The sequence below is a fragment of the Pseudarthrobacter sp. NIBRBAC000502770 genome (assembly GCF_006517815.1).
Classification (GTDB): domain Bacteria; phylum Actinomycetota; class Actinomycetes; order Actinomycetales; family Micrococcaceae; genus Arthrobacter; species Arthrobacter niigatensis.
Genome location: NZ_CP041198.1, coordinates 2,373,248 through 2,399,182, shown reverse-complemented (window position 1 = coordinate 2,399,182; position 25,935 = coordinate 2,373,248). Strand labels below are relative to the sequence as shown.

Annotated in this window: 22 protein-coding genes; 17 read left to right on the top strand and 5 right to left on the bottom strand. The window is 65.6% G+C overall.

Translation table 11 applies throughout. The annotated features are described in order from the left end of the window. Window positions 1-92: 92 nt before the first annotated feature. Entirely contained in the window at window positions 93-1,334 is a 1,242-nt protein-coding gene (locus NIBR502770_RS11445; RefSeq protein ID WP_141181999.1) for an MFS transporter, read from the bottom strand. A gap of 97 nt (window positions 1,335-1,431) precedes the next feature. Between NIBR502770_RS11445 and NIBR502770_RS11440 the strand changes: the two genes are divergently transcribed. Next, complete coding sequence (locus NIBR502770_RS11440) at window positions 1,432-2,406, top strand: LysR family transcriptional regulator (protein WP_141181998.1); 975 nt, start codon at window positions 1,432-1,434, stop codon at window positions 2,404-2,406. 86 nt (window positions 2,407-2,492) lie between these two features. Next, window positions 2,493-3,443: an N-acetylglucosamine kinase gene (locus NIBR502770_RS11435; RefSeq protein ID WP_141181997.1), complete on the top strand. Its 951-nt coding sequence runs from the start codon at window positions 2,493-2,495 to the stop codon at window positions 3,441-3,443. Here the strand turns inward: NIBR502770_RS11435 and NIBR502770_RS11430 are convergent. Then, the gene (locus tag NIBR502770_RS11430) at window positions 3,440-4,459 is read right to left on the bottom strand and encodes a pirin family protein (RefSeq protein ID WP_141181996.1); all 1,020 of its coding nucleotides are present in this window, start codon (window positions 4,457-4,459) and stop codon (window positions 3,440-3,442) included. The genes NIBR502770_RS11435 and NIBR502770_RS11430 overlap by 4 nt on opposite strands. Window positions 4,460-4,697: 238 nt before the next feature. On the opposite strand from NIBR502770_RS11430, the gene NIBR502770_RS11425 reads away from it, so the two are divergent. The 6 genes from NIBR502770_RS11425 to NIBR502770_RS11400 all read left to right on the top strand — a co-directional run bounded on the left by NIBR502770_RS11425 (window position 4,698) and on the right by NIBR502770_RS11400 (window position 10,504). Beyond that, window positions 4,698-5,798 carry an ABC transporter ATP-binding protein gene (locus tag NIBR502770_RS11425; protein WP_141181995.1) on the top strand — a complete coding sequence of 367 codons (1,101 nt, stop codon included), beginning with the start codon at window positions 4,698-4,700 and terminating at the stop codon, window positions 5,796-5,798. Further along, entirely contained in the window at window positions 5,798-6,532 is a 735-nt protein-coding gene (locus NIBR502770_RS11420; protein WP_141159861.1) for an ABC transporter permease, read from the top strand. Before NIBR502770_RS11425 ends, NIBR502770_RS11420 begins: the two co-directional genes overlap by 1 nt. Then, on the top strand, window positions 6,529-7,275 hold the full coding sequence (locus NIBR502770_RS11415) for an ABC transporter permease (protein ID WP_141181994.1): 747 nt from the start codon (window positions 6,529-6,531) through the stop codon (window positions 7,273-7,275). Before NIBR502770_RS11420 ends, NIBR502770_RS11415 begins: the two co-directional genes overlap by 4 nt. Further along, the gene (locus NIBR502770_RS11410) at window positions 7,272-8,234 is read left to right on the top strand and encodes an ABC transporter substrate-binding protein (RefSeq protein ID WP_141181993.1); all 963 of its coding nucleotides are present in this window, start codon (window positions 7,272-7,274) and stop codon (window positions 8,232-8,234) included. The genes NIBR502770_RS11415 and NIBR502770_RS11410 overlap by 4 nt, the downstream gene beginning before the upstream one ends. A 143-nt stretch (window positions 8,235-8,377) precedes the next feature. After that, window positions 8,378-9,598, top strand: a complete 1,221-nt coding sequence (locus NIBR502770_RS11405) for a pyridoxal phosphate-dependent aminotransferase (RefSeq protein WP_141181992.1) — start codon at window positions 8,378-8,380, stop codon at window positions 9,596-9,598. Window positions 9,599-9,649: 51 nt separating this feature from the next. Then, the gene (locus tag NIBR502770_RS11400) at window positions 9,650-10,504 is read left to right on the top strand and encodes a polyphosphate kinase 2 family protein (RefSeq protein WP_141181991.1); all 855 of its coding nucleotides are present in this window, start codon (window positions 9,650-9,652) and stop codon (window positions 10,502-10,504) included. 46 nt (window positions 10,505-10,550) lie between these two features. On the opposite strand, the gene NIBR502770_RS11395 is transcribed toward NIBR502770_RS11400, so the two are convergent. Together NIBR502770_RS11395 and xseA are read right to left on the bottom strand one after the other, a co-directional pair. Further along, window positions 10,551-10,769: an exodeoxyribonuclease VII small subunit gene (locus NIBR502770_RS11395; RefSeq protein ID WP_141159866.1), complete on the bottom strand. Its 219-nt coding sequence runs from the start codon at window positions 10,767-10,769 to the stop codon at window positions 10,551-10,553. Continuing rightward, the gene (gene xseA, locus NIBR502770_RS11390; RefSeq protein ID WP_141181990.1) at window positions 10,766-12,118 is read right to left on the bottom strand and encodes an exodeoxyribonuclease VII large subunit; all 1,353 of its coding nucleotides are present in this window, start codon (window positions 12,116-12,118) and stop codon (window positions 10,766-10,768) included. Before xseA ends, NIBR502770_RS11395 begins: the two co-directional genes overlap by 4 nt. A 161-nt stretch (window positions 12,119-12,279) precedes the next feature. On the opposite strand from xseA, the gene NIBR502770_RS11385 reads away from it, so the two are divergent. Both NIBR502770_RS11385 and NIBR502770_RS11380 read left to right on the top strand, forming a co-directional pair. Further along, window positions 12,280-13,131 (top strand): hypothetical protein, encoded by an 852-nt coding sequence (locus tag NIBR502770_RS11385; RefSeq protein WP_141181989.1) that lies wholly within the window; start codon window positions 12,280-12,282, stop codon window positions 13,129-13,131. Window positions 13,132-13,140: 9 nt separating this feature from the next. Then, complete coding sequence (locus NIBR502770_RS11380) at window positions 13,141-14,220, top strand: 4-hydroxy-3-methylbut-2-enyl diphosphate reductase (RefSeq protein ID WP_141159869.1); 1,080 nt, start codon at window positions 13,141-13,143, stop codon at window positions 14,218-14,220. Between the two features lie 74 nt (window positions 14,221-14,294). On the opposite strand, the gene NIBR502770_RS11375 is transcribed toward NIBR502770_RS11380, so the two are convergent. Further along, the gene (locus NIBR502770_RS11375; protein ID WP_141159870.1) at window positions 14,295-15,521 is read right to left on the bottom strand and encodes a DNA recombination protein RmuC; all 1,227 of its coding nucleotides are present in this window, start codon (window positions 15,519-15,521) and stop codon (window positions 14,295-14,297) included. Between the two features lie 90 nt (window positions 15,522-15,611). On the opposite strand from NIBR502770_RS11375, the gene ychF reads away from it, so the two are divergent. The 7 genes from ychF to NIBR502770_RS11340 all read left to right on the top strand — a co-directional run bounded on the left by ychF (window position 15,612) and on the right by NIBR502770_RS11340 (window position 25,912). After that, a complete protein-coding gene (gene ychF, locus NIBR502770_RS11370; protein ID WP_141159871.1) occupies window positions 15,612-16,697 on the top strand; it encodes a redox-regulated ATPase YchF in 1,086 nt (361 codons plus the stop codon). Between the two features lie 65 nt (window positions 16,698-16,762). Further along, window positions 16,763-18,421, top strand: coding sequence for a cryptochrome/photolyase family protein (locus NIBR502770_RS11365; RefSeq protein ID WP_141181988.1), 1,659 nt, complete (start codon window positions 16,763-16,765; stop codon window positions 18,419-18,421). 66 nt (window positions 18,422-18,487) lie between these two features. Then, on the top strand, window positions 18,488-20,245 hold the full coding sequence (locus NIBR502770_RS11360) for an ABC transporter family substrate-binding protein (RefSeq protein ID WP_141181987.1): 1,758 nt from the start codon (window positions 18,488-18,490) through the stop codon (window positions 20,243-20,245). Between the two features lie 271 nt (window positions 20,246-20,516). Then, a complete protein-coding gene (locus tag NIBR502770_RS11355) occupies window positions 20,517-22,205 on the top strand; it encodes an ABC transporter substrate-binding protein (protein WP_141159874.1) in 1,689 nt (562 codons plus the stop codon). A 125-nt stretch (window positions 22,206-22,330) separates the two neighbouring features. Continuing rightward, window positions 22,331-23,260: an ABC transporter permease gene (locus tag NIBR502770_RS11350; protein ID WP_141181986.1), complete on the top strand. Its 930-nt coding sequence runs from the start codon at window positions 22,331-22,333 to the stop codon at window positions 23,258-23,260. Then, entirely contained in the window at window positions 23,250-24,194 is a 945-nt protein-coding gene (locus NIBR502770_RS11345) for an ABC transporter permease (RefSeq protein WP_141159876.1), read from the top strand. Before NIBR502770_RS11350 ends, NIBR502770_RS11345 begins: the two co-directional genes overlap by 11 nt. A gap of 11 nt (window positions 24,195-24,205) precedes the next feature. Next, entirely contained in the window at window positions 24,206-25,912 is a 1,707-nt protein-coding gene (locus NIBR502770_RS11340) for an ABC transporter ATP-binding protein (protein ID WP_141181985.1), read from the top strand. The last annotated feature ends 23 nt before the right edge of the window (window positions 25,913-25,935 follow it).

Sequence of the window (25,935 nt, the reverse complement as noted above, 5' to 3'; positions counted from 1 at the left end):
CAGAATCGCCGCGAGCTGCGCAGCAGGAGCGCGTCCTGCCGAACATCCTGACACCCCGGGGGCTGCTCGTAACCGGTTAATTCGCCGGCAGGTTACGGCGTCAGGGTGTGCTCTGTCCCGGGATGGACGACGGCGACAGTTGCCGCAGTCAGGCACGCCAGGACCATGACCGCTCCCGCAAGGGCGTTCCACCCCCAGGCCTGGAAGACCAGGCCGCCGGCCCAGCCCAGCAGGCTGGAGCCGAGGTAGTAGGCAAGGTTGTACAGTGACGCCGCCTGCGCCCGTCCGGTCCTGGCGATGGCGCCCGTCCAGCCGGAGCCGATGCTGTGGGCGGCAAAGAAGCCGCCGGTAAACACCACAAGCCCGGCCAGGATCAGGACCAGGGACTGGGTGAGGGTCAGGGCAAGTCCTGCCAGGGCAAGCGCCAGTCCTGCCAGCAGCACGTTCCGGCGGCCGTACCTGGTGGTCATGCCCGCGGCCCAGCGGGAGGAGAAGGTGCCGGACAGGTAGGCCAGGAAGATCAGGCTGATGACCGTGGCCGGAAGCCCAAACGGTGCACCGGACAACCGGAAGCCCAGGTAGTTGTAGACGGCCACGAATCCGCCCATCATCAGGAAGGCCTGCGCGTACAGGGCCAGCAGCCTGACGTTCCGCAAGTGTCCGCCGAGAGTCCGGACCGCACTGCGGAAGCCGGAGGCCTGGGCCGGGAGGAACCCCCGGGCCCGCGGTACCAGGACAAGGAAGGCGACGGCGGCAACCGTCGCCAGGAGGGACACGGCCAGGGCTGCCGACCGCCACCCCCAGATCTCCCCGACCGGCCCCGCGACCAGCCGCCCGGACAGTCCTCCCAGTGTGGTGCCGGCGACATAGCTTCCCGCGGCAACGGCTGCGTGGGCTTTGCTGACTTCCTCGTTGAGGTAGGCAATGGCGATGGCGGGAATGCCGCCCAGGGCCATTCCCTCGAGGAGCCGCAGCGCCAGCAGCATGGTGAAGCTGCTGGCCATCGGCACCAGCAGGCCCAGGACGGTGGCCGCGGTGATACCCCACATCATCGCCTTGACCCGGCCGATCCTGTCCGCCAGGAAGGACCACGGGATCACCGTGGCAGCCAGGCCGACGGTCGCGAGCGAAATGGTGAGGGCGGCCTCGGCCGCCGTGATGCGCAGGTCCGCGGCCAGGAGGGGGAGGACCGCCTGGGTGGAATAGAGCTGGGCAAAGGTGGCCACGCCCGCGCAGGACAGGCCGGCAAGGATCCGCCCGTACGCCCTGGATCCCTTGGCGTGGCCGGTCCAGAGAGGCGACGCATCAGTTCCGGCGCTTGCGTTCTGAGGCATCCAGCCAGCGTAGTCCCGGTAGATGAATGCCTCCAATGCATGCTTTATGCCAAAGTGATAGCAAATATTGATTGTTTTTGCCTGGAAGGAACTGCCGATGGAGCCGGACCGGAAACAACTGGCGCAGTTGCTCCCGCTGCTGCCGGTGCTTGCAGAGCTGGGCCGGACCGAGCACGTGACGGAAACGGCGGAACTGCTCGGAGTACCCCAGTCAACGGTGAGCCGGGCGCTGGCGAGGGCCAGCGCCGCCGTCGGCACCGACCTCCTGGTCAGGGACGGACGCGGTGTCCGTCTGACTCCTGCCGCCCGCACACTGCTGCCCTACATCGAGCAGGCGCTCGCAGAGTTCCAGGCCGGACTGGACCTGGTGCGCAATGAATCCGAGGTGGTCAGGGGCACAATATCGGTGTCTTTCCAGCACACCTTTGGCGAGGCCACCCTGCCGCTGCTGATCAGTGCCTTCCGGGCACGGCATCCCGGGACTGGATTCCGCCTCAGCCAGGGGGCCCGCGACACCTGCCTGGATGAGTTGTCAGCGGGGGAGGCGGACCTCGCCCTCACGGCACCCGTTGCGCCCCCGGGCAAGAACCTGGACTCCGCACCCCTGTACCGCGAGCCGCTGCGCCTGGTGGTGCATCACGCCCATCCGCTCGCCCGGCAGCGGATGGCCCGGCTGGCCGACATCCGAACGGAACCCGTCGTGGTGCTCGGGCCCGGCTACGGGCTGCGTTCCCTCACGGATGCACTTTTCCGCGAGGCCGGCTTCCGCCCGCGGATCGCCTTCGAAAGCCAGGATTCCCATACCGTCCGGGGGCTGGTTTCCGCGGGCCTTGGCGTCAGTATCCTCCCGCCCGGCGGCGATCCCCCCGGCCGGAATCCGCGTCCTGAAACGGGGGACCTGGGGTGGGTGGAACTTCCGCTGGACTCGCCGCTCGCCTTCCGGGAAGTCGGCGTGAGCTGGCGCCGCCGGAAACCGGAGAGCGAACCGGTCCCTGCCCGGCTTTTCCGGGAGATGGTGGTGGGGCAGGGCGCCGGATTGCTGGCCGGGCTGGTCACCAGGGCAGGACGCTGAGCGGAGAAAGCGCCCGACGGCGGCGGGCTGGCTTCCGGGGCCCAGGGCCAGGGCACCAAACAGCACGAGGCAAGTACCCTTGTGACGTGACAAACACCCAGAAGCCCCCTGCCGCTCCGTTTGACCAAGCGGCAGGTTCCCCGGCCAGTCCATTGCACGGCATCACGATCGGGCTGGACATCGGCGGCACCAAAACGCACGGTATCCGTTTCGAGGACGGTGTCCCCGTGGCCGACGAATCGGCCGGAAGCTCGAACGTCCAGAATGTCAGCCGGGAGCAGGCCGCACGCAACCTCGCGGACCTTTTCGCCAGGATCGGCGGAGGACCCGTGGACCGGGTGTACGCGGGATCCGGCGGAATCGATACCGACGAGGACGCCGCCGCCCTCGCCGCGCTGATCCAGCCCCTTGCCCCCGAAGCACGTGTCACCGTTGTCCATGACTCCCGCCTCCTGCTGGCCGCGGGACGCGCCACCACGGGCGTGGCGGTCATTGCGGGCACCGGCTCGGCCGCCTGGGGACGCAATGCCGACGGCGGTGAGGCCAGGGCCGGCGGCTGGGGCTACCTGCTGGGGGATGAAGGCAGCGGCTACTGGCTGGGCAGGGAAGCGGTGCGGCACAGCCTGCGCAGGATGAACCAGGGGCTGCCCGTCGACCAGCTCACGGAGGCACTCCTGGTGTCCTGCGGGCTGGACCATCCCAACAAGCTCATCGCCTTGTTCCACTCACCGGACACCGGGAGGCGCTTCTGGGCGCAGCAGGCCAGGCACGTCGTGGAAGCCGCGGCTGCCGGGCACCGGGACAGCGCAACGTTGTTGGACCAGGCCGGGCAGGACCTCGCTGCCTTGGCCGGCCAGGTGCTGGGCCTCTTGAAGATCAAAGGTCCGGTGATCCTGGGCGGCGGGCTGGGCATGAATGTGGCACCCCTGCAGGAGTCCTTCCGCCGGCACCTCGCCGAAACCGGGGTCACGGACGTCAGGGTGCTGGATCAGGAACCGGTATTCGGAGTGCTGCAGTTGGTGGCAGAACCCGCTTAGCCCACCGAACGCTTCCTCGGCGTCAGCCGGACGCCAGGGAGCGGGGGAGCCGGGATGCGTCCGGCTTCCGCCCGGGCATCCGGTCCGTGTCCCGGGACCAGGCCGTAGCGGGCCGCTGCTGTTTCAGCGTCCGGCAGGCCGGCCTGCGCCTCCCAGTCGTCCCTCGCCTTTTCCACTTCATCATGCGTGCGGCCCACAAAGTTCCACCACATCAGCAGTTCCTCGGCGAACGGCTCACCGCCAATCAGCAGGAACCTCGTACCGGGCAGTGCCGCCACCTTCAATTCGCTGCGGCCGGTGCCGAGGTAGCCCAGCGGCCCCGCCGGCAGGTCCTGCCCATCCACCGCCAGGCCGCCGTCGAGCACCAGGATGCCGTGCTCAAAGCCGGGGTTCAACGGCAGCTCCGTCTCCCCTTCGCACGAAATGTCCGCGCCGACGATCGGCGAAAACACTGTTGCGGGGGAGGCCACTCCGGCAAACTCGCCCACCATGACCGTTGCCGTATAGCCCGGTCCGGCGGCGCGTGGCAGCTCGCGGTGCTGTTCAAATGCCGGTTCCCGGTGCCGGTAAAGGTCAGGAAGGGCCACCCACAGCTGCAGGCCCCGTTGCACCGGCAACTCCCCGGCGTCGGCAGGAAGCACAGCGAACTCGGAGTGCGAGACGCCGTGGCCGGCTGTCATGATGTTCAGCTCCCCGGGGCGCACCACCACGTCGCTGCCCACGCTGTCCCGGTGGCGGATATGCCCCGCCAGCGGCCACGTGACCGTCTGCAGCCCGATGTGGGGGTGGGGAAGGACGGACATCGCCGTCCGGTCCGGGCCGAAACTGTCCAGGAAGCACCAGGCCCCGATCGTGGGAAGACCGCGCTGGGGCAGCGTGCGCTTGACGTTCATGGCGCGGACCCCGCCCAGGGGTACTTCGCGTTCGGGCCACAGCTGCAGGCAGGGGCCGGACATCCCTCCTTCCGGGGCGGGCGGGCAAACTTCCTGCTGGGGCGAAACTTCCAAGTTGGTCACGCCTCCACTGTAGGCCCGGCCACGGCGCCCCGACAGGAGCCGCCGGACGGCCGGATCCCGGGAAACCCATCCATCCCTGCCGGGGTACCGAATGGTTACAGTAGGGATTCCTTTGCGCGGATTAGGGCCCCAGCTGCTGAAGCCTGACCCCGTTTGGGTTACCGTAACTATCAGCGTGCTTATGGCAGTGTCGCGGTGCTGGGAACAGCCCGTCCAAGAGAACAGGTAAGTCCGCACCATGGACCAGGCGATGATCGAGTTCCAGAGCGTTACCAAGCAGTATCCGGGTGGCCAGCCGGCGGTGGACGGGTTGTCCATGTCCATTGCCAAAGGGTCCGTCACCGTTTTCGTTGGCCCATCCGGCTGCGGGAAGACAACATCGCTCAGGATGATTAACCGGATGGTGGAGCCCACGTCCGGGACCATCACCGTGGACGGCCGCGATGTCACCTCCGAACCGGCTGCGGAACTTCGGCGGTCCATGGGCTACGTGATGCAGTCGGCCGGACTGCTGCCGCACCGCTCCGTCCTGGATAACATTGCCACCGTCCCGCGGCTGAACGGGGTCTCAAAAGCGGAAGCCCGCAAGCGCGCCAGGGAACTCCTGGACGTGGTGGGCCTGGCGGCGTCCCTGGGCGGGCGCTACCCGTCACAGCTTTCCGGCGGCCAGCAGCAGCGCGTCGGCGTGGCGCGCGCACTCGCCGCAGATCCGCCCGTGCTCCTCATGGACGAGCCGTTCAGCGCGGTGGACCCCGTGGTCCGCGACGAACTCCAGCAGGAACTGCTCCGGCTGCAAAAGGACCTGGCCAAAACCATCGTCTTCGTGACCCACGACATTGACGAAGCCACCATCCTCGGCGACAAGGTGGCCGTCTTCGCCACCGGCGGCAAGCTGGCCCAGTACGCCTCGCCGGAGGAAATCCTGCGGGCGCCGGCAAACCAGTTCGTGGCGTCCTTCGTGGGGCGCGACCGCGGCTTCCGCCACCTCGGCTTTGCCCCGTCCGACGGTGTGGCCATCCACCCGGTGCCAACGATCATCAGGGCTTCCGGAGGATATGAGTCGGATTCCAGCGCTGCCGGCGGCTGGCAGCTGGTGGTGGACGCGGACAAGCGCCCGCTGGGCTGGTCGGCGCCGGGGACCGAAACCGAACTCGTTCCCGGCGGTTCCCTGTTCCGTCCCGGAGACAGCCTCCGCCGCGCCCTGGACTCTGCCCTCTCCTCGCCGTCCGGACTTGGCGTTGCCGTGGATGCCGACGGCGTAGTGCTGGGCGTGGTCCGCGGCGGCGAGGTCCTGGCACTGATCGAAGAAGCACGCCAGGTGCGGCAGGCTGCCCTCTGATGGATTGGTTCCTGGCCAACACCGGCATGATCCTGGAGCGCGGCGGACAGCACTTGGTGCTGGCACTCGTTCCCATGGTCCTGGGGCTGATCATTTCGATCCCGCTTGCGCAGTTGGCCCGGCGGAACAATGCCCTCCGCTCCGTGGTGCTGACGGCCTCCTCCCTGCTGTACACGATTCCGTCGCTGGCGCTGTTCATCATCCTTCCCACCATCCTCGGGACCCGGATCCTGGACCCACTCAACGTGGTGGTGGCCCTGACCATCTATGCCGTTGCGCTGCTGGTGCGCGCGGCCCTGGACGCCTTCGATTCCGTGGACGCGGACATCAGCCAGGCTGCGCAGGCCATGGGCTTCAAACCGCTGGCCCGGTTCCTGCAGGTGGACCTCCCGCTCTCCCTCCCCGTCATGTTCGCCGGCCTCCGGGTGGTATCCGTCAGCAACATCTCGCTGGTCAGCGTTGCGGCCCTCCTGGGTGTCGGCAACCTGGGCATGCTCTTCACAGACGGTCTCCAGCGGGACTTCGTCACCGAGGTGGTGGTGGGCATCATCGCCATCCTGGTCCTGGCGCTGCTGATGGACGCGGTTCTGGTCCTGCTGGAACGCATCCTCACCCCGTGGGAGCGGGCAGGGAAGCCGCAGGGCCACGGGACACAAGGCCACGGGACACAGGGCGTCCCCGCCGGAGCACCCGAAGCCGATGGCGCTGCTTCCACAGTTGGTGAAGCAGCATGAGCAACGTGTTCGCCGATACCTTCGCCTGGCTCGCAGACCCGCTGCACTGGTCCGGGAGCATGGGCATACCCGCCAGGCTGGGGGAGCACCTGCAATACACCGGCCTGGTCATGCTGATCGCTACCGCCATTGCAGTACCCGTCGGGATGTTCGTCGGCCACACAGGGAGGGGCCGGGTGGCCGTGGTCGCGCTCGCGGGCGCCCTGCGTGCCCTGCCCACCCTGGGCCTGCTGATCCTGTTCGTGCTGCTGGCCGGCATCGGGCTGATGCCACCCATCTGGGCCTTGGTGATCCTCACGGTCCCGCCACTCCTGGCCGGAACCTACGCGGGCATCTCCAGCGTGGACCGCAACGTTGTGGATGCTGCCAGGGCCATGGGCATGACCGAACTGCAGGTCCTGTTCCGGGCGGAACTGCCCAACGCCCTCACCGTCATGTTCGGCGGCTTCCGGACCGGCGTGCTGCAGGTGATAGCCACCGTCTCGGTGGTTGCCTACATCAACCTCGGCGGCCTGGGCCGGTATCTGTTTGACGGACTTGTCCTCAGCGATTTCCCGCAAATGCTGGGAGGTTCCCTCCTCATCGCCGTGCTGGCCATCGCCGTAGACCTCGTCCTGTCCCTGTTCCAGAGGCTGTTCCTGACACCAGGGGCCTCGAAGCTGTCCTTCCGCAGCCAGGAGGCTGCGGTTGATCTCACAGACCCCGTTGTTGCGGAGACTGTTGTACAAGGAGGTAAGTCATGAAAAATAGCCGTCCCCAGCGCCTCGGCAGGCGGGCGTTCACCGGCCTTGCCGCCGGGCTTGGCCTGGCCGTGGCGCTGTCCGCCTGCGGTGGATCGTCCGATCCCCTGAAAAACGCGCCCGCGTCCAGTGCGGGCGCTTCCGGGGGAGCCACCTCCCTGGTGGTGGGCTCCGCCGACTTCCCGGAAAGCCAGATCATCGCTGAACTGTACGCCGGCGCCTTGAACGCCAACGGAATCACCGCCACCACCAAGCCGAACATCGGCTCCCGGGAGGTCTACTTCAAGGCTGTCCAGGACGGTTCGGTGGATGTGGTGCCGGATTACAGCGGCAACCTGCTGCTCTACGTCAACAAGCAGGCCACCGAAGTCTCCGCCGGCGACATCGCCAAGGCGCTGCCGGGCAAGCTTCCGGATGGCCTCGGCGTCCTGGACGTTTCCAAGGCCGAAGACAAGGACGCCATGGTGGTCACCAAGGCAACGGCCGAGAAGTACCAGCTGAAGTCCATTGAGGACCTGGCCAAGGTCTGCAGCCAGATTGTCGTCGGCGCCCCGGCAACCTTCGCCGAGCGCGCCTACGGACTGCCCGGGCTGAAGAAGAACTACAACTGCGAACCCAAGAAGCTGGAGCCCTTCAGCGACGGCGGCGGCCCGGTGACGCTCAAGGCCCTCCTGGAGGACCAGGTGCAGGTGGCCGACATCTACACCACCACTCCGTCCATCGCGGACAACGACCTCGTGGTGCTGGATGATCCCAAGAACAACTTCATCGCCCAGCAGGTCCTGCCGCTGTACAACAAGGCCAAGATGACGGATAAGGCCAAGCAGGCACTGAATTCGGTGTCCAGCATCCTTACCACCGATGACCTGATCAACCTCAACCGGGCTGTCAGCGGCAGCCAGAAGCAGGACGCCAAGACCGCAGCTGCCGCCTGGCTGAAGGACAAGGGCATCGTTAAGTAGGGCCCCGTTCCCTGCCCGGGCGGGCAGGAACACACTGGTGACAACGACGGCGGCTGCCGGACTTTCGAAGGTCCGGCAGCCGCCGTCGGCCATGTGGCGGATGTCTCAACGGCCATTCATCCTTCCTGTGGCATATTTGAGGGATGGCAGAATTCAGGCAGTCCACGAAGCTCAATAACGTCCTTTACGACATCCGTGGACCGATCCTCGAAGCCGCCCAACAGATGGAGGCGGAGGGCCACCGGATCCTCAAGCTGAACATCGGAAACCCGGCACCGTTTGGATTCGAAGCGCCGGACGCCATCCTGGTGGACATGATCCGCCACCTGCCCCACGCCCAGGGCTACAGCGACTCCCGCGGCATTTTCTCGGCCCGCACCGCGGTCTCGCAGTACTACCAGACCCGCGGCATCCAGAACATCCACGTTGATGACATCTACCTGGGCAACGGCGTCAGCGAGCTGATCACCATGTCCCTGATGGCGCTGCTCGATTCAGGCGACGAAGTGCTCATCCCCACACCGGATTACCCGCTCTGGACGGCGTCCGTAGCGCTTGCCGGCGGCAAACCGGTGCACTACCTCTGCGATGAAGAGTCCGGCTGGCAGCCCGACTTGGAGGACATGGAAGCGAAGATCACGCCCCGCACCAAGGGGATCGTGGTCATCAACCCCAACAACCCCACCGGCGCCGTCTACCCCGAGAAGACCCTGAAACGGATCGTGGCCCTCGCCGAGAAGCACGGCCTCGTGATCTTTGCCGACGAGATCTACGAAAAGATCCTGTACGAGGACGCTGTCCACGTAAACCTCGCCGGGCTGACCGGCGACGACGTCCTGTGCCTGACCTTCAGCGGGTTGTCCAAGGCGTACCGGGTCTGCGGCTACCGGGCAGGCTGGATGGCCATTTCAGGACCCAAGAAGGATGCCTCCGACTACCTTGAAGGCATCAACCTGCTGGCCAACATGCGCCTGTGCGCCAATGTCCCGGCCCAGCACGCCATCCAGACGGCACTGGGCGGATACCAGAGCATCAACGACCTCATCCTCCCGGGCGGCCGGCTGCTCGAGCAGCGCAACAAGGCCTACGACATGCTCAACGCCATTCCCGGCGTCAGCACTCAGCAGGCGAAAGGCGCCCTGTACCTCTTCCCCCGGCTGGACCCCGAGGTTTACCACATCCGGGATGACGAGAAGTTTGTCCTTGACCTCCTGAGGGAACAGAAGATCCTGGTCTCCCACGGCCGGGCCTTCAACTGGGTGCGCCCGGACCACTTCCGCATGGTGACACTGCCCAACGTGAAGGACATCGAAGAAGCCATTGGGCGCATGGGGGACTTCCTAAGCAGGTACCAAGGGAACTAGCCTGTGCTCACGGGCCACCGGGCCCGTGTATCCCCTGCGGAGAGGAACCCCATGGCCCGCGTCGTTGGCTTCGACCAGCATCCCTCTGACACGCTGCGCGTTGGAAAGGGATTTTCCCTGGCCTCGGTTGACCCGGATGCCACCCCTGGCTACAGCGGCAACAAGGCTGACGGTGAAGCGTTGCTGGCTGAGTTGGACGGAAAGCTCTCCGAGATGCAGGAACAGCTGTTCGCCGAATCACGGGCCGGCGGAAAGAAACGGATCCTCCTGGTCCTGCAGGCGATGGACACGGCGGGCAAAGGTGGAATCGTCAACCACGTCATGGCCACCATGGACCCGCAGGGTGTCCAGTTCAAGGCGTTCAAGGCCCCTACCGAGCAGGAGAAGTCCTACGACTTCCTGTGGCGTATCGAGAAGGAGGTCCCCGCAGCCGGCATGGTGGGGATCTTCGACCGCTCACACTACGAGGACGTCCTCATCCACCGCGTCCATAACTGGGCCACCCCGGAAGAAATCAGCCGGCGCTACCGGGCCATCAATGAATTCGAGGCCCGGCAAACCGACGCCGGCACGAAGATCATCAAGGTGATGCTCAATATCAGCAAGGATGAGCAGAGGTCCCGGCTGCTGGCCCGCCTGGACAACCCTGCCAAGCACTGGAAATACAGCAGCGGCGACCTGAAGGAGCGCGCCTTTTGGGATGACTACATGGCTGCCTACCAGGCTGCTTTCGACGAGACCAGCTCAGCCATTGCGCCCTGGTACGTGGTGCCGGCCAACAAGAAGTGGTTCGCCCGTATCGCTGTGCAGCAGCTGGTGATGTCGGCGCTGTCCGATTTTCGGCTGGAGTGGCCCAAGGCTGAATTCGACGTTGACATCGAAAGGGAACTCGTCGCCCGTTCGTGACTCGACGGCCTGGGGCCCGGGCAGTATGTTCGGCTTTGCAGCCTGCTTACAGCGGCTGGTCGCGGGCAGCGGCCAGCCGCTTCCGTGCTCCCTCGAGCCACTCCTCGCACCGCGCGGCCAATGCCTCGCCTCGCTCCCACAGCGCCAGGGATTCCTCCAGGCTTGCGCCCCCCGCTTCAAGCCGGCCCACCACGGCGATGAGCTGCTCCCGGGCGTCCTCGTAGCTCAGGGCTGCGACGTCTGATTCGGGCTTCTGTTCAGTCATGCGTTTTCTTCCACTTCCTGGTGCTGGTCGGGGTTTCCCGGGTGCAGTGCCCCGGTGGGCTGCGCGGGTCCGTCGGACGTGGCGCCGAAGCGGCCCTCCGCCACGCGGATGGACAGGGCGGCGCCTGCCGGCGCTTCGTCGGGCCTGCGCACCACGGCGTGGCCGGCTTCGGCGATCCGGGCGGCCTGGTTCCCGGCGAGTTCGACGACGGCGTACCCCCGGTCCAGGGTTTTCTGCGGCGAGAGGGCGCGCACCTGGGCCTTCAGGTGCTGGAGCTGGTCCGCTGCCCGCACCACCGTGGAGTTCACGGCAGCGGAGGAACGCCGCAGCAGGCGCTCGATTTCCTCCGCCCGGACGGAGACCATGCCCTCCGGCGCCGCCATGACTGGCCGGGAATGCAGTGCCGCCAGCCGGTCCGACTCCCGGTCTATCATCCGGTCCATGGAGCGCCGCAACTGTTCGCGTGCCTGGCGCACGCCGGCGAGCTCCTCGGAGACCTCAGGAACGATCCGCTTGGCCGCATCCGTGGGGGTTGAGGCGCGGAGGTCGGCAACGTAGTCCAGCAGGGGGCGGTCCGCCTCGTGGCCAATGGCGCTCACCACCGGTGTTTCGGCCGCGGCCACCGCGCGGATGAGGTCCTCGCTGTTGAAGGGCAGGAGATCTTCGAGCGCCCCGCCGCCGCGCGCGATAACGATCACATCGACCTCCGGCCGGGCATCCAGTTCCCGCAGGGCGCGGACCACCTGGGCCACGGCCGTGTTGCCCTGGACGGCAACCTCGCGGATCTCGAACTCCACGGCCGGCCACCGCAGTGCCGCGTTGCGGAGGATGTCCTTCTTGGCGTCCGAGTCCCGTCCCGTGATCAGGCCAATCCGGTGAGGCAGCAGGGGCAGCCGCTTCTTGCGGGAGTCGGCGAACAGGCCCTCCGCCGCGAGGGCTTGGCGCAGCCGCTCAATGCGGGCCAGCAGGTCACCCAGGCCGACCGGCCGGATATCCCTGACCTGCATGTTCAGCCGACCGGTTTTCAGCCAGAATTCCGGCTTCAGCAGGGCCACGACCCGTGAACCCCGGTCAAGGGGAAGGTTCTGCCGTTCCAGGACTTTGGTCCAGACCGAAGCGGGAAGGGACACCTCGGCATCCACATCGCGAAGCGTGATGTAGGCGTTGCTGCCGCGCCGGTTCAGCTCAATGACCTGCCCTTCGACCCACGCCGACGGGGTCCGGTCGATGTGGGCCTTCAGCTTCTGCGAGAGCAGTTGCAGCGGCCACGGGTTGTCCGGACTGGTTTCCGCCGCGGTGGCTGGCAGGGTAGTGGGTGCAGTGCCTGGAAGGGAGGCCTGGTCAGACATGCGGACGCCGTTGGGAGGCTGGTGCTGCGGGCATGCGGTCCTTTATCTGTTGGTGGCGGTCAATCAACCTTATCCGTAAGGTCTAGCACCGGGTGCTGACAGGGACAGCCCCGCCACCCTGCCTAGGATGGGTTGAGTCCCCCAACCCCGAAGGACCTGTTGTGCGCACTTTCGTTTCCGTCCTGGCCACCGTGCTGGGCATCCTCCTGGCTGCCGTTGCCGTTCCCGCCATCTGGGTTGACCGCAATATCGTCCAGGAAGATGGATTTGTCCGTCTTGCTGCTCCGCTCGGCAAGGACCCGGAATTCCAACGGAAGCTGGCCACGGCGGCGGTGGGGACGATCGATACCGGGTCTGTTCCCGGTTTCCTCTCGGGACTGGTGGAACCGATGCTCGAGAAAGCAGCGGAGTCCCTGACCCAGCTTCCCGGCTATCCGGCAGCGTGGGAGGAGACCCTTCGCAGGAGCCACCGCCTCAGCTTCGCCGACCCCGCCGCGGCGTCGCAGGGCGGAGCGTCGGCCTCGTCGCTGACCCTCGACGTCGCCCCCTTGGTAGCCCTCGGCGCAGAGGAGATCAGCCGGGCCACAAGGCTTCCCCTCAACCCCCCGGAACAGACGCTGATTAATGTGGGCCAGCCCGCGCAGCGGGAATGGACCGAACGGCTGGCCACCTATGCGCCGATGGGCTACGTCCTGGCCATCGGCTCGGCCGTGGCATTCCTGCTGGCGCTCGTGGCGGCACGCCGCCGCTGGACCGTGCTGCTGGCCTCAGGGGTTGGCGGCCTGGCGGTTGCAGGGCTGTGGGGGCTTGGCTTGCAGCTGGGCTCGGCCCGTGCCCAGGCCACCGACACCGGTAACGCGATAGCCAACATGTTCCGCGACGAGTTCCTTGCCGCCGCCGGTGCAGACTTCCAGGCATGGATCACAACCACCGCCGTTACCGGCGGCGTCCTGGTGGCAGCCGGCATTGTGACGTTGTTCGCATCCCGGAAACGGGTTGGGGCCAGCCGGTAGCATGGAGGCATGACCACCTCGGCTGTATCCCTTTCGATGCCATCCATTCCGCGCAGGCGCCGCTCCCCGGAGGAAGTAGCAGCTGCGGCCCCCGTGAACGGCACCAAGAAGGTACTGCTGGCTGCTCCGCGCGGTTACTGCGCCGGTGTTGACCGTGCCGTGATCGCCGTCGAGAAGGCGCTGGAACACTACGGTCCGCCCGTATACGTCCGCAAGCAAATCGTCCACAACGTCCACGTGGTCAGCTCGCTGGAGGAGAAGGGCGCCATCTTCGTGGACGAAACCGATGAGGTGCCCGAGGGCGCCCTGGTGATCTTCTCCGCCCACGGCGTTTCCCCGGCAGTCGTCGAATCTGCCGAAACCCGGGGCCTGCGCACGATTGATGCCACGTGCCCCCTGGTTACCAAGGTGCACAAGGAAGCCGTCCGCTTCGCCAAGGACGATTTCGATATCCTCCTGATCGGCCACGACGGCCACGAGGAAGTGGAAGGCACCTCAGGGGAAGCGCCGGAGCACATCCAGATCATCAACGGCCCGCACGAAGTGGACCAGGTCACCGTCCGGGACCCCGAGAAGGTCATCTGGCTTTCGCAGACCACGCTGAGTGTGGACGAGACCATGGAAACCGTGCGGCTGCTCAAGGAACGGTTCCCCACCCTGCAGGATCCGCCCAGCGACGACATCTGCTATGCCACCACCAACCGCCAGGTGGCCATCAAGAAGATCGCGCCGAAGGCCGACCTGGTGATCGTGGTGGGGTCGGCCAACTCATCCAACTCCGTCCGGCTGGTGGAGGTGGCGCTTGAATACGGCGCCAAAGCGTCCTACCGGGTGGACTTCGCCAACGAGGTGGACGAAGCCTGGTTCGAAGGAGTGGCCACCGTGGGAGTTACCTCCGGAGCCTCCGTTCCCGAGGTCCTGGTGCAGGACGTGCTGCGGTTGCTCGCCGACTACGGATATGGCGCCGTGGAGGAAGTAGTCACGGCTGAGGAAGACCTCCTCTTCTCGCTGCCCAAGGAGCTCCGGGCCACCTTGAAGCAGGCCGGTGACGTCAGCCGTGCCCTGGGCGGACGCCGGCCCCGCAGCTAACCGCCACCATATTTCCAAAGGAATGGGCCGGGCAGCATCTTGCTGCCCGACCCATTCTGCATCCGGCGGCCGTGTCAGGCTGCTTCACCGTCGCCCTGCAGCTCGGGTGCCACCAGCGCCCGCGGCTGCACCTCCACCAAGGGGGGTGCAACCAGGCCTGTTTCCTCCAGGCTGTTGAGTTTCCGCGCGGTGGGCAGGACCCTGGCTTCCAGCGTCCCCACCATGGCGTTGTAGCGGTCCACGGACGTCTTCAGCGAGGATCCGAGCTTGGTGACGTTCTCGCCCAGCGTGCCCATCCGGTCGTACAGCTGCCGCGCGAGTTCGAACAGCTCGCGCGCACTGTCCGTCAGGACGTCCTGCCGCCACGTGAAGGCGACGGACTTCAGCACGGCCAGCAGGGTGCTCGGCGAGGCGAGGACGACGTTGCGGGACAGCGCGTGGTCCAGGAGCCCGGCGTCAGCTGTCAGCGCCGCCGCCAGGATGGACTCGGCCGGGATGAAGCAGACCACCAGTTCCGGCGAGTTCCCCGGGATGTCCCAGTACTTTTTGGTACCGAGCGCGTCCACGTGCGCCCTGAGGGCCTTGGCGTGTGCGGCCAGGAGGGCCTGCCTGTTGCGGCCGTCGTTCGCCGACTGCGGACCAGCCGGGCCCAGGCGAGGGTCCACCGAGCCCAGCTCCTGTGCCTCAAGGTAGGAGGACAGCGGAACCTTGGCGTCCACCACCAGCTGCTTGTCGCCCGGCAGCTGCACTACCAGGTCCGGCCGCACCGCCGAGTCGTGGCCCGCACTGTGGACCTGCTCCACGAAGTCGACGTGGCGCAGCATACCGGCGGCCTCCACCACGCGCCGGAGCTGCACCTCGCCCCACTGGCCCCTGGCGCTGTTGGACCGCAGCGCCGACTCCAGGGCATGGGTGGAGCGAATGAGCTGCTCGTCGGAAAGCCGGGCCTCCTGCAGTTGCTGGGCCAGTTGGCCGTACTGCTCCACCCTGTCCCGCTCCAGCAATGCGACCTGCTGCTGAACGGCGGACAGCTTCTCCGCCACGGGCGCCAGGGCACGCAGCACACTTCCATCCTGTGTCCTGGCCTCGCCCAGCTCGCGGTTCTGTGCCGCCAAAAGCCGCCGCTCGGCGTCCGCCGCTGCCAGCTGCGCGGTGACCTCCGAAAGGCGGGACGAGACCTGGTCAAAGTCCGCCTCCAGCGCGTGCGAGTTCCGGCGCAATGAGAAATAAGTGGCTGCAGCGCCGGCAAGCGCACCCAGCAGCAGCATGAAGAGGGCCAGAATCAAGGCAAAAGCATCCATGGCTTCACTGTTGCATGGGGCTCTGACAATCACGGGCAGTGACATCCCCGGGTACTGGCCCGCAGGGTCCGGCGGGTAGAATCAATGCTCGTGGCTCTTACTATTGGCATCGTCGGACTGCCCAACGTCGGCAAATCAACCCTCTTCAACGCGCTCACCCGCAACCAGGTCCTGGCCGCGAACTACCCGTTCGCCACCATCGAACCCAATGTCGGCGTCGTGAACCTCCCGGACCCCAGGCTGCAGAAGCTCGCCGGGATCTTCGGCTCGCAGCGCGTCCTGCCCGCCGCCGTTTCCTTTGTCGACATCGCCGGCATCGTCAAGGGCGCATCCGAGGGGGAGGGGCTGGGCAACCAGTTCCTGGCCAATATCCGCGAGGCTGAAGCCATTGCCGAGGTTGTCCGGGTTTTCGACGACCCCGATGTGGTCCACGTTGACGGCAAGGTGGATCCCCGCTCCGACATGGAGACCATCAACACCGAGCTGATCCTTGCCGATCTGCAGACCATCGAGAAAGCCATTCCGCGGATCGAAAAAGAAGTCAAGATCAAGAAGCGGGAAGCCGCAGAGCTCGCCGCCATCAAGGCCGCCCAGGCGGTGCTTGAGCGGGGCGATACCATCTACTCCTCCATCAAGAGCGACAAGCTCGAGATGGAGCACCTCAAGGAGCTGGGCCTGCTTACTGCCAAGCCCTTCATCTACGTGTTCAATGCCGACGAAGGTATCCTGGGCAGCCCGGAAAAGCAGGAAGAGCTGCGCGCCATGGTGGCCCCGGCCGATTGCATCTTCCTCGACGCCAAGCTCGAAGCCGACCTCGTGGAGCTGGACGAGGAAGAAGCCCGCGAGATGCTCGAGATGAACGGCCAGGACGAATCAGGCCTGGACCAGCTGGCGCGTGTCGGCTTCCACACCCTGGGCCTGCAGACCTACCTCACCGCGGGCCCTAAGGAAGCGCGCGCCTGGACCATCCGGCAGGGGGACACGGCACCGCAGGCGGCCGGCGTCATCCACTCCGACTTCCAGCGGGGCTTCATCAAGGCCGAAGTAGTCTCCTTCGAGGACCTTGTGGACGCCGGGTCCATGGCTGAGGCAAAGTCACGCGGCAAGGTCCGGATCGAAGGCAAGGAATACGTCATGGCGGACGGCGACGTGGTGGAGTTCCGCTTCAACGTCTAGCGCCGCATCGTCAATCAGGCAGGGTGCCGCGGTCCAGTTGCGGCACCCTGCCTTAGGGTTGCGGTATGACTGCCGGCCCGCTCCTGCGCCTCGTCCTGCCCCATCAGCTCTTTGAGCAGCAGCGGGATGGTACGGACCCGGACACGGTCTTTGTGCTCATCGAGCACGACCTCTACTTCCGCCAATACCGGTTCCATTCACACAAGCTGGTCCTGCACCGGGCGTCGATGGCTGGTTTTGCCCGCCGCCTGCGCGCACTTGGGCACGACGTGGTTGTCCTCTACAGCGACCCAGCGCGGATATCCCGTGTCCAGCTGGCGGACCTTATCCGGCAGCGGCGCCCCCGGGGAGTGTCCTGGTTTGACGTCGTCGATGACTGGCTCGCGAAGGACCTGGAAGCCGGCCTTGAGGACGGCGGTTACAGGATGCGCAGCCAGGACGTGCTTGAGACACCGAATTTCCTGACGTCGCGGGCGCAGTTGGACGACTGGTTCGCGGAGAATCCGGCCCGTATGCATGACTTCTACATCTGGCAGCGACGGCGGTTGGACATCCTGGTGGACAACGGCGCTCCGGTCGGCGGAAAGTGGTCGTTCGACGCGGACAACCGCAGGAAGCTTCCCCGCGGCTATACCCCACCCACTGTCGGCAGGTTCAGGGGGCACCCCGTGCTCCAGGAGGAGGGGACGTTCAACCTGGATGCGCTGGCATCGCCGGGCAGCGGGCAGGGAAAGGACGCCGGCTCCGACGCCGCGGGGGACGTCGAAACCGCCATCGCCTGGGTCGCCACGGAGTTTCCGGATGCCCCTGGAGACCCCCACCTCTTCGCCTGGCCCACCACCGCGGAAGAGGCCCAAAGGCACCTGCAGGAGTTTGTCGAAGAACGCCTCGCGGGCTTCGGCCCCTACGAAGATGCGATCTCCGCAGCGCATCCATTCGTCAACCACGGCCTGCTGACGCCCGGGCTCAACATCGGCCTTCTGAACCCGGGCGATATCCTGCAGGCGGTTCTGGGCGGTGCGGATGAAAATACCCCGCTCGCCTCCCTTGAGGGCTTTGTGCGCCAGGTCATTGGCTGGCGGGAGTACATGCGCGCCACGTACCGGCTGCGCGGCCGCCGGATGCGCACTGCCAACCTGCTCAACCACCGGAACCAGCTGGGACCCGGCTGGTGGGATGCAACTACTGGCTTGCCGCCCGTGGACCTGGTGATATCCCGCGTACTGGCCACGGGGTATGCGCACCACATCGAACGGCTCATGGTGCTGGGCAACGCCATGTCCCTGCTCCGGATCCATCCTGACGACGTCTACGAGTGGTTCATGGAAATGTTCGTCGATGCCTACGACTGGGTGATGGTGCCCAACGTCTACGCCATGAGCCAATTCGCCGCAGGGGCGGACATCACCACAAAGCCCTATGTGTCAGGCAGCAACTACTTGCGGAAAATGTCCGACCTGCCGCCGGGGGAGTGGATGCCTGACTGGGATGCGCTGTACTGGGCCTTCATCCAGGACCACCGGCCGGTTTTCGAGCGGAACCCGCGCTCGCGGATGATCGTTTCCCTTCTTGACCGGATGGAGCCCGGCGTGCGGGAGGGCCACCGGCGTAGGGCCTGCGGGCTGCTTAACCGGCCCGGGGCGGACAGGTTGTTGCAGGGGCCCCCTCCTGCATCCGGAGGGGGTGCGGATCCGGGTACCGGGCCGCAGCACCAAGTATCCTGAGTATGCAGGGCGTGATCGCAGCGGCCCCAGTCCCCTCCGGAGAGGGAAAAACCACAAGGAGGCGGCATGCCGGTCAGGCGCCTGATGCAGTTGCTCACCGCGGCGTTGGCGGCAGCCCTGGTCCTGTCCGGGTGTTCTGGCGGCAGCGCCCCGTCCGTGGTGGTGGGGGAGGCGAAGCGCGGCGGCAGCGTCACCGTGGCAGAAGTCAATGCGTTCTCCTCGTTCAACCCCTACAGCGCCGGCGGCAATACCGACATCAACTCCAAGATCGGTGCCATCACGCACTCCGGCTTCTACTACCTGGACGACAGCTCCAAAGTGGTCCGCAATGACAAGTTCGGGCACTTCGAGAAGGTCTCGGACCAGCCCCTCAAGGTGAAGTACACGGTCAACGAGGGCGTGAAGTGGTCAGACGGGGCCCCGATCGGCGCGGCAGACCTCCTGCTGGCCTGGGCTGCAGGATCGGGGTATTTCGACGACGTCGATCCTGTTGCCGGCAAGGGCACCAAATACTTTTCCGTCGCCTCGGACACCACGGGCCTGGCGGGCACCCTGTTCCCCGACATCGGTTCGGACGGCCGGTCCATCACCATTGAGTACGCCGCGCCCTACGCTGACTGGGAAGTGGCGTTCGACGTCGGACTCCCAGCCCACGTCGTTGCTGCAAAAAGTGGACTCAACGACGAAAAAGACCTGGTCAATCTCCTCAAGGACACGCCGCGGGGCAACCCGGAAAAGCCGGCCTCCAACCCGGCCCTCAAGAAGGTCAGTGACTTCTGGAACACCGGGTTCGACGCGAAATCCATTCCCGATGACCCCGCGCTGTACCTCTCCAGCGGCCCCTACATTGTCCGCGACATCGTGCCGGGTGTCTCCATGAAACTGGTCCGGAACCGGGACTACGTGTGGGGCGCCGAACCCTGGCTCGATGAAATCAACGTCAGGTTCACAGGGGCCGTGCCGGCAGCAGTCGACGCCCTGCGCAGCGGCCAGGCAGACATCATCTCGCCCCAGCCTTCGGCCTCAACGGACAGCCTCCTCAGCGGACTCTCCAGCCAGGGCATCACCGTTCAACGCTACAAGCAGTCCGGCTATGACCACCTTGATTTGAACTTCACCGGGACGTTCTCCGACAAGGATGTCAGGGAGGCCTTCCTGAAGACTGTGCCGCGGCAGGCGATCGTGGATGCGGTGGTGGGAACCCAGGACACCAAGCCGCTGGATTCGCAGGTGTTCCTCCCCGGCCAGCCGAAGTACGACGACACCGTGAAGAACAACGGGTCCGCCGACTACGCCGAGGTGGACATCGATGGGGCAAAGAAGCTCCTGAAGGGCGCCTCTCCCAGCATCCGCATCCTCTACAACCGCGACAACCCGAACCGGGCCAGGGCATTCGGCTTGATCCGCGATTCAGCCGCGCTGGCGGGATTCAAGGTGGTCGACGGCGGACTGGCAAGCGCCGACTGGCCCGCGGCGTTGAGCCGGGGCGGCTTTGAGGCCGCCCTCTCAGGGTGGATCGGGACCGAGGTAGGCGTCAGCAGGGTGCCACAGATTTTCCGCACCGGGGCAGGCAGCAACTTCACGGGATATTCCGACGGCGACGCGGACAAGATCATGGAACAACTCGCCGCCACGACGGATCTCGGTAAGCAGGACGAGCTCCTGGCCGAGATCGACAAGCACGTGTGGGAGGACGCCTACGGGCTGCCGCTCTACCAAACCCTGGGTACCACGGCCTTCAGCTCCAGGGTGGCCGGAGTGAAGACGAGCCCTGGACCGCTGGGCGTCTGGTGGAACGTGTGGGACTGGCGGCTGTCCCAGTAAGCGCGCCTGGCGTGGGCTCCTTTGGCGCCCGCGGCGCCGATTCGCCGTCCGGCCTACCGCCGAGTAGCATGTGACGTGCCTAACTATCCACACCTGACGGGGGCATTGCACTGCCCCGGTCACGGTTTGGCAACGGAGTACCAATATCTGGACTGCGTGCGGTTAGGCTAACTCGTATTGTGTAGGTTCCGTCACAGCGGTGAGCTGCTTCGGCCTGCGGGGAAGCACAAGATTCCCCTATACATCTCTCCCACAACTCATAGGAGGCGGAATGCGTTTTACGCGCACTTCCAAAGCACTGGGCATCGTGGCGGTCGCCGCGCTTGCCCTGACCGGGTGCGGCGCCGGCGGCGGCGGCGGCACTGACGGATCCAGCAACGCAGCCGGCGATCCGAACAAGGTCATCACCGCCTACAGCAACGAGCCACAAAACCCGTTGCTGCCGGCAAACACCGGAGAGGTTTATGGCGGCCGCGTCGTCAACCTGCTCTTCGAAGGTCTCCGCAGCTACGACGCGAACGGCAAGGCAGTCAATGCGCTGGCCGAATCCATCGAGTCTCCCGACGCGCAGAACTGGACCATCAAGGTCAAGCAGGGCCAGAAGTTCACCAACGGTGAGGCCATCACGGCCAAGACCTTCGTCGACTCCTGGAACTTCGCCGCCAACTCGAAGAACCTGCAGCAGAACGGCTTCTTCTTTGAGTCAATCGAGGGCTACCCGGAAGTATCCGCGGTAACGTCCTCGACAGGTGCGGACGGCAAGAAGACCACCACTCCCGCGCCGACCGCCGACACGATGTCGGGCCTGAAGGCGACGGATGACTCGACCATCACGGTCAAGCTCGCCCAGCCTGAGGCCGACTGGTCCCTGCGCCTCGGTTACTCCGCCTTCTACCCCATGCCCTCCGCAGCACTGAAGGACCCCAAGTCCTACGGTGAGAACCCCGTGGGCAACGGTCCCTACAAGTTCGAGAAGCAGGGCTCCTGGGTCCACGACCAGTCCATCTCCCTGGTCAAGAACGCCGACTACAACGGCACCCGCCCCGCCAAGAACGGTGGCGTGACGTTCAAGTTCTACACCGATCCGGGCCCCGCTTACACGGACCTGCAGTCGGACAACCTGGACATCACCGACGTCCTGCCGTCCAACGCCCTGAAGACCTACGTCAACGACTTCCCGGACCGCAATGCCACCAAGGCTGTTGCCACCGACTCCACGCTGAACATCCCGGGTTACAACCCGAACTTCCAGGGTGAAGCCGGCAAGCTGCGCCGCCAGGCACTGTCCTACGCCATCAACCGCGAGGAAATCGCCAAGGTGGTCTTCAACGGCACCCGTACCCCGGCCAAGGCATTCGCGCCGCCGGTCATCGACGGTTTCAAGGAAGGCCTCAAGGGCAGCGAAGTCCTGAAGTTCGACGCCGCCAAGGCAAAGGACCTGTGGGACCAGGCCAACAAGATCAAGCCGTACGACGACTCCAAGCCGCTCCAGATTGCCTCCAACACCGACGGCGGCAACAAGGAATGGATCGACGCCGTAACCAACGGCTTCAAGAACAACCTCGGCATCCAGGCTGAAATCCAGCCCTTCGCCAAGTTCGCCGAAGTCCTGAACCTGCGCAAGTCCCAGCAGCTCCCGGGCCTGACCCGCTCCGGTTGGCAGGGTGACTACCCGTCGCTCTACAACTTCCTGGGTCCGGTTTGGGCCACTGACGCTCCGTCGAACTACGAGAAGTACTCGAACCCCGAGTTCGACAAGCTCCTCAAGGAAGGCCTTGCCAGCAAGACCACCGACGAGGCAAACGCCAAGTTCAACCAGGCGCAGGAGATCCTGTTCCAGGACCTGCCCGGCCTGCCGCTGTGGGACCAGGCACGTCCGATCGTGTGGAGCAACAACATCACGAAAGCCGAAACTGGCTGGAACGGTGAAATTCTCTACTACGGCATCACCGCCAAGTAGTCCCAGATCTAACTTGCCGTAAGGCTGATGGGGGTTCCGGTCACGTCCGGGCCCCCATTGGCTTGCAAGCGGCAGGAAGGCATTCATGAACGCGTTTTCCCCTTTACCGGAAGGCAGGTGATCCTGTGATCCGGTTCATCCTGCGCCGACTCCTCCAGGTGATCCCTGTTTTCCTCGGCACTACCCTCTTGGTGTACTACATGGTGTTCGCCCTGCCGGGCGATCCCATCGCGGCGCTGTTCGGCGACCGCCAGCCCCCGCAGTCAGTCATCGACACCCTGCGCACCCAGTACAACCTGGACCAACCCTTCTGGGTCCAGTACGGACTGTTCCTCAAAAACCTCTTCACGTTCAACCTGGGCAATGACTTCACGGGGCAGCCGATTGCAGCCAGCCTCGCCCGCGTCTTCCCGGTGACGGCGATGCTCGCCATTGAGGCACTGGCCATCCAAGCAATCTTCGGCGTTGCCTTCGGCGTCTTCGCCGGCCTGCGCCGTGGTGGCTGGTTCGACTCCACTGTCCTGGTCGCCTCGCTGGTGGTCATCGCAGTCCCCACCTTCGTCCTGGGCTTCGTCTTCCAGCTCGTGTTCGGCGTGCAGCTTGGCTGGGCAAAACCGACCGTGGGCGCCAACGCCAACTGGGTCACCCTGCTGTTGCCGGCGGTGGTCCTTGGACTCGTGTCCTTCGCCTATGTCCTTCGCCTGACCCGTGCATCGGTCAGCGAGAACATGAACGCCGACTACGTGCGGACAGCCACCGCCAAGGGCCTTTCCCGGCCGCGGGTAGTGGTGGCGCACATCCTGCGCAACTCACTGATCCCGGTAGTGACCTACCTGGGCGCCAACCTTGGCGGCCTCATGGGCGGTGCCATTGTTACTGAAGGCATCTTCAACGTTCCCGGAGTCGGCAACAAGCTCTACCAGGCTGTCCTCCGCAGTGAAGGCCCCACCATCGTCTCCATCGTCAGCGTGCTGGTGTTGGTGTTCGTGGTGGCCAACCTGCTTGTCGATCTTTTGTACGCCTGGCTTGACCCGAGGATCCGCTATGACCAGTAATAACAGCCACTTCGTGGCTCCCATTGATGAGACCCCGCTGCAGGCCACTGACGCCGTGAAGGCGGACCAAGCCCCGCTCAGCCTGTGGGCCGATGCCTGGCGCAAGCTCCGGCGTCGTCCGCTGTTCATCATCTCGGCACTGCTCATCCTTGCCCTGATTGTGGTTGCGCTGTTCCCGGGCCTGTTCACATCGACGCCCCCCAACGAGGGCTGTGAGCTGGCCAATTCCGAAGGCGCCCCCACGGCCGGGCACCCGTTCGGCTTCACTTTCCAGGGCTGCGACGTCTACTCCAGGGTTATCCACGGCACGCAGGCCTCGCTTTCCGTAGGCCTGCTTTCCGTCCTCTGCGTGCTGGTGATCGGTGTGACACTCGGTGCCCTCGCCGGCTACTACGGTGGCTGGGTCGACGCCGTCCTCGCACGCCTGGGTGACATCTTCTTCGCCCTGCCGCTGGTCCTGGGTGCCTTGGTGATCACGCAGCTGCCCCTTTTCCGGGAGAACAAGAGCGTGTGGACCGTGGTGTTCGTCATTTCGCTCCTGGCGTGGCCGCAGATGGCCCGCATCACCCGCGGAGCCGTCATCGAAGTTCGCAACGCGGACTTCGTCACAGCTGCCCGCGCGCTGGGGGTCTCCAAGTTCGGCGCACTGATCCGCCACGTCCTGCCCAACGCTTTGGCTCCGATCATCGTCCTGGCGACGCTGGAACTGGGCGTGTTCATCGTGGCCGAAGCCACCCTGTCCTTCCTGGGTATCGGTCTGCCCCAGAGCATCATGTCCTGGGGCAATGACATTGCCGGCGCGCAGGCATCGATCAGGACCCGGCCGGAAATCATGCTCTACCCGGCCGCGGCGCTGTCCATTACGGTGTTGAGCTTCATCATGCTCGGTGACGCCGTGCGTGACGCCCTGGACCCGAAGAGCCGCCAGCGATGAGAGATAACAAGATGACCAGTGCAGACGTCCGTATTGATGAATCCGGTGCCGCCGGTGTAAGGCCGCTGCTGGAGATCCGCGACCTTGCCATCACCTTCAAGACCGGCAGCGGCGAGGTCAAGGCAGTGCGTGATGCGCACCTGACCATCATGCCCGGCGAAACCGTAGCCATCGTGGGCGAGTCGGGCTCCGGCAAGTCCACCACCGCCCTGGCCGCCATCGGCCTGCTGCCCAACAACGGCAAGGTGTCCGGCGGCCAGATCCTGCTCGACGGCGAGGACATCGCCCATGCGAGCGAGCAACGCATGATCGAGCTGCGCGGCAACACCATCGGCATGGTTCCGCAGGACCCGATGTCCAACCTGAATCCCGTGTGGAAGATCGGTTACCAGGTCCGGGAAACACTGCGGGCGAACGGCCGGCCCAGCGGTCCGGACGATATCGCCAAAGTGCTGTCCCAGGCGGGACTTCCGGACGCGAAGCGCCGGGCCGGCCAGTACCCGCACGAGTTCTCCGGCGGTATGCGCCAGCGTGCACTGATCGCCATTGGCCTCTCCTGCCAGCCGCGCCTGCTGATTGCGGACGAGCCGACGTCGGCCCTCGACGTCACTGTCCAGCGGCAGATCCTGGACCACTTGGAGACCATGACCAAGGACCTGGGCACGTCGGTGCTGCTGATCACCCACGACCTTGGCCTGGCCGCCGAGCGTGCCGACAAGGTCGTGGTCATGTACCAGGGCCGCGTCGTTGAGGCGGGCCCGTCACTGGAACTGTTGCGCAATCCCCAGCACCCGTACACCAAGCGGCTCGTCGAGTCGGCGCCTTCCCTTGCCAGCCGCCGCATCCAGGTGGCCAAGGAACAGGGCGTGGAGACGTCGGACCTGCTGGCACCTGCCGCCGAAACGGTGAGGCCGGAGACCTTCCTGCAGATCCAGGACCTGCGGAAGGTCTACAAGCTCCGCTCGGGGCTGGGCAAGGCGACGGACTTCGCAGCCGTCGACGGCGTGAGCTTCGACGTCCGGCGCGGCACCACGACGGCGATCGTGGGGGAGTCCGGATCCGGCAAGTCCACAGTGGCCAAGATGGTGCTCCAGCTGGAAAAGCCGACGGACGGGAGGATCCTGTTCGACGGCGTCGACACGTCGGCACTGAAGCCCGGCGAACTGTTCAAGTTCCGCCGGCGGGTCCAGCCGATTTTCCAGGACCCGTACGGCTCGCTCGATCCGATGTACAACATCTTCCGCACCATCGAGGAGCCATTGCGGGTCCACAAGATCGGGGACCAGGCCAGCCGGGAGAAGAAGGTCCGGACGCTGCTGGACCAGGTGGCACTGCCACAGTCCGCCATGCAGCGCTATCCCAACGAGCTGTCAGGCGGGCAGCGGCAGCGTGTTGCCATTGCCCGGGCACTGGCGCTGGACCCCGAGGTCATCATCTGTGATGAGGCTGTCTCCGCCCTCGACGTCCTGGTTCAGGCGCAAGTGCTGAACCTGCTCGCCGACCTCCAGGCCAACCTTGGGCTGACCTACCTGTTCATCACCCACGACCTCGCAGTGGTGCGGCAAATTGCCGACCATGTGTGCGTCATGGAAAAGGGGCGCCTGGTGGAAACGGGATCCACGGACGATGTCTTCGAGTCGCCCCAGCAGGAATACACGAAGGCCCTGCTCAACGCCATCCCCGGTGCGAAGCTCATGCTTCCGCCCGAGGTGGCATAGCTGGAGTCCTTCTTCGGAATGGC